The sequence below is a fragment of the Flavobacterium sp. genome, assembly GCF_020217025.1.
GTDB lineage: Bacteria > Bacteroidota > Bacteroidia > Flavobacteriales > Flavobacteriaceae > Flavobacterium.
This window is the reverse complement of sequence record NZ_JAIWOF010000204.1, coordinates 1-10,000: the sequence shown is the minus strand read 5'-3', so window position 1 is coordinate 10,000 and position 10,000 is coordinate 1. Positions and strand designations below refer to the sequence as shown.

Genomic DNA, 10,000 nt, shown 5'->3' with positions numbered 1-10,000 from the left:
GTCATCACCGCTTTATGAATTTTTATAAAGTGTTGCGGAAATTTACCTATCGTATCCCCTTTTATAATGCGTTCTTTCAAACGCTGGTTGTCCACATACATTTGCTCCATCAAAGCCGCCATTTCTGACATTTCGTACATTTCAAAACCATCTTTGTTTACTTTTGAATCGGTTTCACAAGTCTCTTTATCTGTTGCTTTTTCATCCGCTTTCTTATCACACGAAAAAGACAAAAGAGCAAAAGAGCAAAGTAGAATTAACTTTTTCATTATTTCGCAATTAAAACACCATCAGCCATAAAAGAATACGTCACTTTTGGCTCTACAATACTGTCAATAGCTGCTTGCGATTTTCCAGCATCTTTAGCATAATGTTTTAAAACATCAACACTTTCAATACTAACAAAAGCTTTACCGTTAACAATCACATCTTTATCTTGTGCATTTTTTGGAACGAAGAAACCATAATCTTTAAATTTCACAAAAGCTTCTTTGTCATCAGCCAAATCTAAAGTCATCCAACAACCTTTCTTTTGACAAACTTCGTTGATACCCGATTTGAATTTTACTTCTAAAGTATCTCCTTCTTTTAAAGTTTTAAATTTTTCCATCATTTCTGCACTAGTTAAAGCACCATCCGATGAAATGGAGTCACCAAAAACAGCATAAGCTACTTTTGCTTCCTCTTGTTTTGCTTCTTGTTTTTGTTCACAACTAACAAATACGATTGTTAAAAGTGAAAGAGTTAGTATTTTTTTCATTTTAAATGTGAATATTTTCAACAAAAATAACTATATTTTTTATATTTTCGGCGCATCAAAAAAAGTTTCATTTTATTTAAATTGAAGTTTTTATCAAGAAATTAAAACCTTTGTTGTTGATAATTATTTTTCAAGAAGTAAAAATAAAACTTCTTTTTTTTAGTAAATTTGCAACCAATATGTAAAAATCGACTATTTTTTTGTTGATTATACAAAACTAATTTTATAACAGTTTGACCCTAATGGAATTAAAAACTTTAAACGAAATTGAAATTATTTCGGCTCCTCATTCAAAAATCAGCGAGGTTGATTTTGAAAACTTAACCTTTGGTAATGTATTTACAGACCATATGTTAGTGTGCGATTATGTAGATGGAGCATGGCAAAAACCTGTTATAGAGCCTTATGCACCTTTCATGATTGATCCTTCTGCAAAAGTGTTCCACTACGGACAAGCTATTTTTGAAGGAATGAAAGCTTACAAAGACCAACAAGATGATGTTTGGTTATTTAGACCTGATGAAAACTTTCACCGTTTTAATAAAAGTGCAACCCGTATGGCAATGCCAGAAGTTCCTGAAAATATTTTCTTAGGAGGTTTACACCGTTTATTAGAAATTGAAAAAGAATGGGTAAAAAAAGGAAAAGGAAATACGTTATATATCCGTCCGTTTATGATTGCAACTGGACATGGTGTAATTGCAGCGCCTTCTCAAGAATACCGTTTTATGATTATTTTATCTCCAGCTCGTGCTTATTATTCGGGAGAAGTTAAAGTAATTATTGCTGAACACTACAGTAGAGCAGCAAACGGAGGAATTGGAGCAGCAAAAGCAGCTGGAAATTATTCAGCTCAATTTTACCCAACAAAATTAGCTAACGAACAAGGTTTCCAACAAATCATTTGGACAGACGATGCAACGCATACTAAGTTAGAAGAAGCGGGAACAATGAATGTTTTCTTTAGAATTAATGATACAATTTACACAGCTCCAACAAGCGAAAGAATCTTAGATGGTGTTACTCGTAAAAGTGTTATCGAATTAGCAAAAAGAGAAAATATCAACATTGAAGTTCGTCCTGTTTTAGTAGAAGAAATTGTTGAAGCAGCTAAAAATGGCACTTTAAAAGAAATTTTTGGAGCTGGAACGGCTGCTGTGATTAATCCAATCGTTGGATTTTCATTCCGAGACCATTATTATGAATTGCCTAAATTAGAAAATTCAATGGCGCTTGAAATCAAAGAAAAATTAACAAATATTCAGTATAAATTAGCAGAAGATACTTTTGGGTGGACTGTTAAAATATAAGAATTTAGAAATATTTAAAAAAGGCGATTTCAAAATTGAAATCGCCTTTTTTTTATTTTAAAATATCCGAAAAATTAGGTTTAAAGTAATTAGGCCCTTTCATTACTTTTCCATCTTCACGGTAAATTGGTTTTCCGTCTTCGCCTAATTTACTCATATTAGATCGTTGAATTTCATCAAAAACTTCTTCTATTTTATGTTGTAATCCGTGTTCTAAAATCGTACCACATAAAATATACAACATATCTCCTAAAGCATCCGCGATTTCAACGATATCATTATTTTGAACGGCTTCTAAATATTCTTCATTTTCCTCTTTCATTAAATTGTAACGAAGTTCGTTTTTTAAAGCACCTAAATCGGCTTTCATTTCTTCACTTACACCTAAACCATAGGTTTCGTGAAATATTCTTACTGCTTTTAATTGTTTTTGCATAACTTATAGTATAAATTTCACTAAATTTAGAAAATTAGATACTATTAAATTATTACTTTTGTAAAAATTTTCAATATGTTTTCAACAGGCCAAATCTACTTTGCTATTTTCTTTGTTATTGTATTTGTAATTACTATGATTATAGTGTATCGAAAAGATTTAAAACAAATGAAACCGTTCTACAAAGGGACATATTGGATATTTTTAGGTTTTTTAGTTTTTATTGGATTACTCTTTCTAATTAAAGTACTAATGAAAGATTAATTTTCTTACTTTTGAAAAACAAATTCATGTCTCAATGAGAATTTTAAAATACATACTTCTTTTATTACTTCTTTTAGGTGTAGCATTTATTGTATTTGTTGCTACTCAGCAAAGCGATTATAAGGTAGTGCGTTCAAAAGAAATAAAAGTTTCAAAAGATATTGTTTACAATTTTGTTTCTGATAGTACTGCTTTGATCGATTGGAATCCATGGAATAAAGACAACACTGTTTTCAAAAATCTAAAGTTAATTCCTAGTGATACAATTTTACAAAACATCACTATTTCTGGTATGAAAAACGAATCTTTTATACGTTTTCAAAACACAAAAAAAGGGGCTTTAATTACTTGGGAACTAAAAGGAAAATTAGATTTTGAATTAAAATTATTGAGTGTTTTACAAGGTGGAGTTGATAATGTTTTAGGGGATAAATTAGATGAAGGCTTAAACAATATAGATACTTACTTAGTAAAAGAGCTAACCTCATACAAAATAGCCATTGGTGGATTGGTTACAAAACACGCAACCAATTATATCCAACAAGTAGATACGTGTACTATAACTGATTTCCAAAAAGTATCTAAATCGATGTTGCAAAATATGATGGCTTTTGTAGAAAAGAATGATATTGAAATTTTAGGATTACCATTTATTACTTACGAAAGCATTAGTTCAAATGACAAGGAAATCATTTTTGCCATGTGTGTACCTGTTGAAGAAGAAATTTTAACGACACCCGGAAGTGAGATTTCTGGCGGACATTTCGATGAATTTTTAGCTGTAAAAGTTGTTTTAAAAGGTGATTACTCGCACAGAAAAGAAGCTTGGAATAAAGCGCGTAAATATGTTAACCAAAAAAGACTTACTGAGGATAACAGCAATGGTAAGTATGTTGAAGTTTATAAAGTAAGTTTACCGAAAGAACGTAAACCATCTAATTGGGTTACCGAAGTTTATGTTCCTGTTAAAAAACGAGTTTATATTCCTAGACCAAAACCAGAAGCAGCTGAAGAAGGTGCTACAGCGCCAGTAGAAAATACAACAACTAAACCAACAGAATAAAAAAATATCCCGATTTTCATCGGGATATTTTTTTACTTATTTTTTCCTATCAAATGTTTAACAACCGTTTCTGCTGCATGCAAACCAAATAATGCAGGCATCCAACTATTCGTTCCATAAAACGACTTTTTGAAATTAGAGCCATCGGTCATTTTTACACTATCGTAATCAGGTCTTTCAAAGGAGTAAACTACTTTAACACCACTTGAAATTCCTTCCAATTTTAACCGTTTTCTTACTTGTTTCGCTAACGGACAATAATCGGTTTTGCTGATGTCTTTTACACGCACTTTTTCAGCCTCAAACTTTCCTCCTGCTCCCATGTTACTAATAACTTTCACTTTCTTGCGTTTACAAGCTACTATCAAATTGATTTTTGGTGTTAAGCTATCGATACAATCTAAAACGTAATCAAATTCAGGAGTAACCAATTCAAAAGCGCGCTCTGGAGATAAAAACTCTTCAATGCGCGTTAATTTTAAATCGGGATTAATATCCATCAATCGGTCGCCAACAATTTTTACTTTTGGTTGCCCAACCGTACTATGCAAAGCGGGCAATTGACGATTAATATTCGTAATATCTACTACATCACCGTCAACAATAGTCATTTTTCCTACACCAGCTCGAGCTAAAAATTCGGCAGCAAAACTCCCTACTCCTCCTAATCCAACCACTAAAACATTCGCGTTTTCTAATCGTTGAATACCTTCTTCTTTAAATAGCAATACTGCTCTTTCTTTCCACTTGGCCATAATTGGGTTGAATCGTTAAATTGATTAATTGTTTAACTGAAAATCGTTGAAAAATTAGTAAAAACTATAGTTTTCATTTCTTCTACCGAAATTCCTTTTATCAAAGCTGCTTTTTCATACACTTGATAAATGGATTCTTCAATCGTATCGGTTTCTAATAAAATTTGATTTTCGGGTGCAAAGGTAAATACTTTTTCTAAATCTGGATTACGAAGTAAGTATTTTCCAAACGATAAGTAGAATCCGTTTTTAAGGAGCGATTGCGCTACTTGTTCGTTTTTTGAAAAACCATGAATAATCATTGGGTTCTCTATTTTCATTTCTTTCTTGACGGCAATCACTTCATCATAAGCCGCCACACAATGCAAAACAATAGGTTTATTCGTTAGCTTTACGATTTCTAATTGTTGTTTAAAAACCGAAATTTGTAAATCTAATGGGATTTCAATTCGTTTATCTAATCCACATTCTCCCAATGCTAAACACTCATCTAATTGAAGTTTTTGTTTAATAATTTCTAAATCGGTTTCCAAACGATTTTCATCGATATACCAAGGATGAATACCAATAGAATAACTAGGAATCGATGCGTCAAATTCCCACGGATATTGATTCACAACTTCCATCACATCCGAAAGATTTGAAAATGTATGCGTATGTAAATTGATGAATTTAGTCATGAAATTTCTTTACTCCAGCATTAATTTCAATATCTAAATCGTTCTCTAAAGGGACAATGGGACACGAATATTCATAATTATAGGCACAATACGGATTATACGCTTTATTAAAATCGATGGTCCATGTTTTTCCTTTTTGCATTCTCATGTCTACATATCGTCCACCAATGTAGCTTTCCTTCCCACATGTCAAATCAGAAAAAGGAAGAAACAAATAATCCTCATAACCTGATTTTTTTGACAAATCAATATTTTTATAAACATTCAATTTTAAATCTTTACCATCAATTGAAAAATGAAGCTCACCATATTTCACATATAATGGCGTTCTAGAAGTTGTAGTTTTCATTCCGAAAGCTTTCTCCTTTTTAGTTCGAATAAAAGTAGCTTCTACAATATACTTGTCATTCAATGGAAAAAAATCCAACCCTTTAAAAGTTTTTAAATCGGCTTTCATCAAAGGACTTTTCAAGGAATCTGCATAACTTTTGTTAAGTTCGGCTTGAAATTTTTCAGCTGAAGTCAAGTCTTTTTGAGCAAACGCAAAAGCCGAACAGAATAAGAAAATCAAAAGTTGTTTCATGTGATGCATTTTTTACAAAAATATATAATTTCTATAACATTTTATTGTCTTGAGCTTTCGTAATTTTGCAACAGAAATAATACCATGTTAAAAAACGCCTTCAACAAATACATCGATAATTTCAGAGGATTTTCTCGCGAAATTTGGATCCTTACCTTAATCACATTTATCAATCGTGCCGGCACTATGGTACTTCCTTTCTTATCTAAATATTTGAAGGAAGACTTGCATTTTTCTTACAGTCAGGTGGGTTGGATAATGGTTAGTTTTGGTTGTGGTTCAATTATTGGGTCTTGGTTAGGCGGAAAATTATCAGATAAAATTGGGTTTTACAAAATCATGATTTTCAGCTTACTGACGAGTGGATTTGCTTTCTTTGGATTGCAATTCATTACAAGTTTTGAAGGATTATTAATTGCGATGTTCTTAATCATGACGGTTGCCGATATGTTTCGTCCCGCTATGTTTGTTTCTTTAGGAGCTTATGCAAAACCTGAAAATAGAACTCGCGCTTTAACTTTGGTACGATTGGCCATTAATCTAGGATTTGCAGCTGGACCAGCACTTGGAGGATTATTAATCATGAGTGTTGGTTACAAAGGATTATTTTGGGTCGACGGAACAAGCTGTATCTTAGCGATATTAATTTTTTGGATCAAAGTAAAAGAAAAGAAAAAATCAAAATATACTGATAAAGAACATCCAGGAGAAGTACTTACACATTCGGTTTTTAAAGACACACCTTTCTGGATTTTCTTAACGGGTACTTTAATCACAGGAATTTTATTCTTCCAATTGTTTACAACGATTCCACTATATCACAAAGAGCAATTCAACTTGAGCGAATTTCAAACAGGATTATTACTAACCTTAAATGGTATTTTAGTATTCTTCTTAGAAATGCCAATTGTGAGTTACATTGAAAAACACAAAATCAACAAACTAAAAGTCATTACCTATGGCTGTTTGGCGATGGCGATAAGTATTTATTTGTTGTTAGTGAATAATTGGGCAGGCATATTAATCATCATGATGATTTTCATGACGTTTGCCGAAATGTTCGCTTTTCCATTCTCCAATTCCTTTGCTATGAGTCGTGCTCCTAAAGGTCACGAAGGGCGTTATATGGCTATTTTTACCATGAGTTATAGTTTAGCCCATATTTTAAGTGCCAAAACGGGAATGGAAATAATCGATCGTTTTAGTTACCAAACCAACTGGTTTTTCATGGGAACACTAGGCGTTATAGGTGTAACACTCTTTATCTGGACAATGAAATTGGTTAAAAATGAATCATCACATAATTTATAATCTTGCAGTTTAGTAAATGACAAAATCCCGATTCATTCGGGATTTTTTATTTTTATATCTTTGCCAAAAATTTAACCATGTATAAATTACTAGCCAAACTTAACAAAGCCCTTTTACCCAGTTTTACCAAACAAGGATTAGATCCTATAAAAGCTAAAAATTGGCAAAAAGCAATTATAGCGTATCGTTATTGGATTACAATAAAAAGTTTAAAATAAGTCACGCAAAACAGGCTTTTATGAACTTATCACAACTTTTAGTTTAAAACAATAAAACTTATATGACTCATATGTTTCAAAATCAATAAGTCAAAGCAGCAAAAATTTCCTTATCCCCTAATTTCGCTCTTCCGTTTAAAAACGACAACTCCATTAAGAAATTCATTTGCACGATTTCGCCACCTAATTGTTCAACCAATTCACAAACCGCTTTTGCAGTGCCACCAGTCGCCAAAACATCATCGTGAATTAAAATCTTATCTCCGGGTTGAATTGCATCCACATGCATTTCTAAAGTATCTGTACCATATTCCAATTCATAAGAAGCACTAATTGTGTTAAAAGGTAATTTCTTAGGCTTACGAACCGGAATAAATCCGGCATTTAATTTTTGTGCTAATAAGATTCCAAAGAAAAAACCACGACTCTCCACTCCTATTACCTTATCAATTTTCTGATTTTGCAACGAATTAACCAATGTTTCTAAGCAAAAAGCGGTCGCTTCAGGCGAAAGTAACAACGGAGTTATATCTTTAAAACCAATTCCTGGTTTTGGAAAATCTTGAATATCACGGATATAGTCTTGTAAGTTCATTTTTATTTACTTTTTTTCTTGTTAGGGTTTGCAATTTACACAAATATATCTATATTTGCACTCACAAAATCGGCCTCGTGGCGCAACTGAATAGCGCATCTGATTACGGCTCAGAAGGTTACTGGTTTGAATCCAGTCGAGGTCACTAAAGCTCTGCAAATGCAGGGCTTTTTTGTTTTAAATAGGTTTCTTAAAACCACTAATCTAAAACACACAAATCAATTAAAAATTCAATTACACAAAAAAAGCCTGCAAAACAAAACGCTTTACAGACTTTAATTTTATAACCATTTTATTTAATTGCCTCTATACGTAGCATAACCATAAGCAGAAAGGGTAATTGGGACATGATAATGACTGTTATCCGAAATCTGAAAAACCACTTCTATAAAAGGATAAAAACTCTCTGTTTGATTGCGTTCAAAATAAGGTTTCGTAAAATAAGTAAGCTTATAAATTCCCTTATTCGAAGTATTTCCTTTTAAAAAATCGGTAATTCTACCATTTTTATCGGTTACTTTTTCATCTACTTTTATCCACGTGTTCGATTGCTCTACTAACTTTTCAAGCTTTATTGTTACGCCGCTTACTGGAGTTCCTTTACTCACATCTAAAATATGACTTGATAATTGATACGTTTCGGTTTGTGCTACCATTGCGGTAGAAAACAACATCAGAATTCCTAAAATAATTGACTTTTTCATACGATATACATTTTATTATTTGAACATTTGAACTATTTGTTGGGCTATGGCATCATCTTGCTCTGGACCTCCAGCACCAGCAATCCCAACACTACCAATAACTTTGTTATCTACTACAATTGGAGCACCTCCACCTAGTAACAACAATTCGGGAAGGGTATTTAAATTCTGAGTATCCGGATTGGCATTGGCATTTCGAGCTAATAAAAGCGTTGCTTTTTTGGTTGATAAGGCTGTAAAGGCTTTACGTCTGGCCGCTTCAAAATTATGAGGACCAACACCCTCTGCAATCGTTAGTAATAGTGGTCGACCTGATACATCAAGGACGGCAACTGCAATTTTCTTGTTTGTGGCTGCTGCCAATGCATTGGCTTTTAACATTACTTTTAAAGCACCATTTTGAGTTAGGCATTGACTAGTACTCAAATCACTTTGCGTAAGTAACGGAGTGTCGATAGGAGTTGGTTTATTTTGGGCAAATAAAAAAGAGCAACTGCCTAAAAAGATAAATACAATAGTTTTCATGTTTTTTTAGGCAAAGTTAGCCAGTGCCCATTTCGTAAACATTGATTTAAGTCAACGTTTTTATAATTTAGCTTTCAAACGACTAAGTGTGGCAGGAGAAATTCCCAAAAAAGAAGCCGCCATTTTATTGGAAACACGTAAAAGTAATTGGGGTTGGTTTTTAATAACCCACTTCACCTTAGAAAGGGCATCATAGCCTTGAAAACCATAGATTCGTTTTTGTGCAGTTATAAAACCTAATTCCAAAATTTCAGTATATATTTTCGCAAAAACAGGTTGAGTTGCTACAAGTTGGTAAAAATCGTCTCTTGAAATACGAATTAATTTTGATTTTTCAATGGTTTGAAGATACTCTTCCGCTGGTTTTTGGTCAATAAAACTAGGTAGTGCAGTTACAAAGGTAGCTTCAAAGGCAAAGTAACGGGAAATTTCTTGCCCCTCTTCGGTAATCGTAAACACTCTAACCGCACCTGAATTCACAAAATAATAATAATTGGCAATTTGGTCATACTGTAAAAGAATTTCATTTCGTTTAGTAGCAACCAAATCAAAATGCGAACAAATAACATCCAATGTAGTTCCATCGATGTCGCCTTTACTAGCAATAAACCTTTTCAGAGCCTCATACATTACCTGTTCATTTTAAGTATTTTCAAATGTAAGCAACTTTAAAGAAGGAAAGTGTTAATAGTTTGTTGTATTCTAACTTGTCATCCTATGTTTGCAAAAGGAAGTTCTTTGAAAATTTTATAAATTTATTTCAACAGAAGAAAGAGAAAGATAAAAGCTAAATCTT

13 protein-coding genes, 1 tRNA gene and 1 pseudogene are annotated in these 10,000 nt (G+C 32.6%); 5 read left to right on the top strand and 10 right to left on the bottom strand.

From position 1 onward, the window contains the following. Positions 1-269: pseudogene (locus LDL23_RS10600) on the bottom strand (hypothetical protein); the annotation flags it as partial. Further along, complete coding sequence (locus LDL23_RS10595; protein WP_291265673.1) at positions 269-760, bottom strand: DUF4920 domain-containing protein; 492 nt, start codon at positions 758-760, stop codon at positions 269-271. The gene LDL23_RS10595 and the pseudogene LDL23_RS10600, both read right to left, overlap by 1 nt. 242 nt (positions 761-1,002) lie before the next feature. Between LDL23_RS10595 and LDL23_RS10590 the strand changes: the two genes are divergently transcribed. Continuing rightward, a complete protein-coding gene (locus LDL23_RS10590; RefSeq protein WP_291265672.1) occupies positions 1,003-2,070 on the top strand; it encodes a branched-chain amino acid aminotransferase in 1,068 nt (355 codons plus the stop codon). A 52-nt stretch (positions 2,071-2,122) separates the two neighbouring features. On the opposite strand, the gene LDL23_RS10585 is transcribed toward LDL23_RS10590, so the two are convergent. Further along, positions 2,123-2,506, bottom strand: coding sequence for a nucleoside triphosphate pyrophosphohydrolase family protein (locus tag LDL23_RS10585; protein ID WP_291265671.1), 384 nt, complete (start codon positions 2,504-2,506; stop codon positions 2,123-2,125). A 298-nt stretch (positions 2,507-2,804) separates the two neighbouring features. Here LDL23_RS10585 and LDL23_RS10575 point away from each other — a divergent pair, with 298 nt between their 5' ends. Further along, positions 2,805-3,833 carry a GyrI-like domain-containing protein gene (locus tag LDL23_RS10575; RefSeq protein ID WP_291265669.1) on the top strand — a complete coding sequence of 343 codons (1,029 nt, stop codon included), beginning with the start codon at positions 2,805-2,807 and terminating at the stop codon, positions 3,831-3,833. A 32-nt stretch (positions 3,834-3,865) separates the two neighbouring features. Here the strand turns inward: LDL23_RS10575 and LDL23_RS10570 are convergent, their stop codons facing one another. From LDL23_RS10570 to LDL23_RS10560, 3 genes are read right to left on the bottom strand one after another with little or no spacing between them, the layout of a single operon-like run. Continuing rightward, positions 3,866-4,588, bottom strand: a complete 723-nt coding sequence (locus tag LDL23_RS10570; RefSeq protein WP_291265668.1) for a tRNA threonylcarbamoyladenosine dehydratase — start codon at positions 4,586-4,588, stop codon at positions 3,866-3,868. Positions 4,589-4,620: 32 nt separating this feature from the next. After that, a complete protein-coding gene (locus LDL23_RS10565; RefSeq protein ID WP_291265667.1) occupies positions 4,621-5,268 on the bottom strand; it encodes a TatD family hydrolase in 648 nt (215 codons plus the stop codon). Beyond that, on the bottom strand, positions 5,261-5,851 hold the full coding sequence (locus LDL23_RS10560) for a DUF1684 domain-containing protein (protein ID WP_291265666.1): 591 nt from the start codon (positions 5,849-5,851) through the stop codon (positions 5,261-5,263). The genes LDL23_RS10565 and LDL23_RS10560 overlap by 8 nt, the downstream gene beginning before the upstream one ends. A gap of 84 nt (positions 5,852-5,935) precedes the next feature. Between LDL23_RS10560 and LDL23_RS10555 the strand changes: the two genes are divergently transcribed. Continuing rightward, complete coding sequence (locus LDL23_RS10555; RefSeq protein WP_291265665.1) at positions 5,936-7,162, top strand: MFS transporter; 1,227 nt, start codon at positions 5,936-5,938, stop codon at positions 7,160-7,162. Between the two features lie 77 nt (positions 7,163-7,239). After that, positions 7,240-7,380 carry an SsrA-binding protein gene (locus LDL23_RS10550; protein ID WP_291265664.1) on the top strand — a complete coding sequence of 47 codons (141 nt, stop codon included), beginning with the start codon at positions 7,240-7,242 and terminating at the stop codon, positions 7,378-7,380. 82 nt (positions 7,381-7,462) lie between these two features. On the opposite strand, the gene LDL23_RS10545 is transcribed toward LDL23_RS10550, so the two are convergent. After that, entirely contained in the window at positions 7,463-7,975 is a 513-nt protein-coding gene (locus tag LDL23_RS10545) for an adenine phosphoribosyltransferase (RefSeq protein ID WP_291265663.1), read from the bottom strand. A gap of 71 nt (positions 7,976-8,046) precedes the next feature. Between LDL23_RS10545 and LDL23_RS10540 the strand changes: the two genes are divergently transcribed. Next, a tRNA-Arg gene (locus LDL23_RS10540) sits at positions 8,047-8,120 on the top strand. Between the two features lie 151 nt (positions 8,121-8,271). Here the strand turns inward: LDL23_RS10540 and uraH are convergent. Genes uraH through LDL23_RS10525 form a run of 3 tightly spaced genes read right to left on the bottom strand, consistent with a single transcriptional unit; the run spans position 8,272 to position 9,834 of the window. Further along, on the bottom strand, positions 8,272-8,679 hold the full coding sequence (gene uraH, locus LDL23_RS10535; protein WP_291265662.1) for a hydroxyisourate hydrolase: 408 nt from the start codon (positions 8,677-8,679) through the stop codon (positions 8,272-8,274). A gap of 15 nt (positions 8,680-8,694) precedes the next feature. Beyond that, positions 8,695-9,204: a heme-binding protein gene (locus LDL23_RS10530; RefSeq protein WP_291265661.1), complete on the bottom strand. Its 510-nt coding sequence runs from the start codon at positions 9,202-9,204 to the stop codon at positions 8,695-8,697. Between the two features lie 60 nt (positions 9,205-9,264). Then, positions 9,265-9,834 (bottom strand): Crp/Fnr family transcriptional regulator, encoded by a 570-nt coding sequence (locus LDL23_RS10525; RefSeq protein ID WP_291265660.1) that lies wholly within the window; start codon positions 9,832-9,834, stop codon positions 9,265-9,267. Between the last annotated feature and the right edge of the window lie 166 nt (positions 9,835-10,000).

Coding starts and splice junctions, on each gene's coding strand:
- LDL23_RS10595 (WP_291265673.1), bottom strand. CDS start 760: ATGAAAAAAATACTAACTCTTTCACTTTTAACAATCGTATTTGTTAGT.
- LDL23_RS10590 (WP_291265672.1), top strand. CDS start 1,003: ATGGAATTAAAAACTTTAAACGAAATTGAAATTATTTCGGCTCCTCAT.
- LDL23_RS10585 (WP_291265671.1), bottom strand. CDS start 2,506: ATGCAAAAACAATTAAAAGCAGTAAGAATATTTCACGAAACCTATGGT.
- LDL23_RS10575 (WP_291265669.1), top strand. CDS start 2,805: ATGAGAATTTTAAAATACATACTTCTTTTATTACTTCTTTTAGGTGTA.
- LDL23_RS10570 (WP_291265668.1), bottom strand. CDS start 4,588: ATGGCCAAGTGGAAAGAAAGAGCAGTATTGCTATTTAAAGAAGAAGGT.
- LDL23_RS10565 (WP_291265667.1), bottom strand. CDS start 5,268: ATGACTAAATTCATCAATTTACATACGCATACATTTTCAAATCTTTCG.
- LDL23_RS10560 (WP_291265666.1), bottom strand. CDS start 5,851: ATGAAACAACTTTTGATTTTCTTATTCTGTTCGGCTTTTGCGTTTGCT.
- LDL23_RS10555 (WP_291265665.1), top strand. CDS start 5,936: ATGTTAAAAAACGCCTTCAACAAATACATCGATAATTTCAGAGGATTT.
- LDL23_RS10550 (WP_291265664.1), top strand. CDS start 7,240: ATGTATAAATTACTAGCCAAACTTAACAAAGCCCTTTTACCCAGTTTT.
- LDL23_RS10545 (WP_291265663.1), bottom strand. CDS start 7,975: ATGAACTTACAAGACTATATCCGTGATATTCAAGATTTTCCAAAACCA.
- uraH (WP_291265662.1), bottom strand. CDS start 8,679: ATGAAAAAGTCAATTATTTTAGGAATTCTGATGTTGTTTTCTACCGCA.
- LDL23_RS10530 (WP_291265661.1), bottom strand. CDS start 9,204: ATGAAAACTATTGTATTTATCTTTTTAGGCAGTTGCTCTTTTTTATTT.
- LDL23_RS10525 (WP_291265660.1), bottom strand. CDS start 9,834: ATGTATGAGGCTCTGAAAAGGTTTATTGCTAGTAAAGGCGACATCGAT.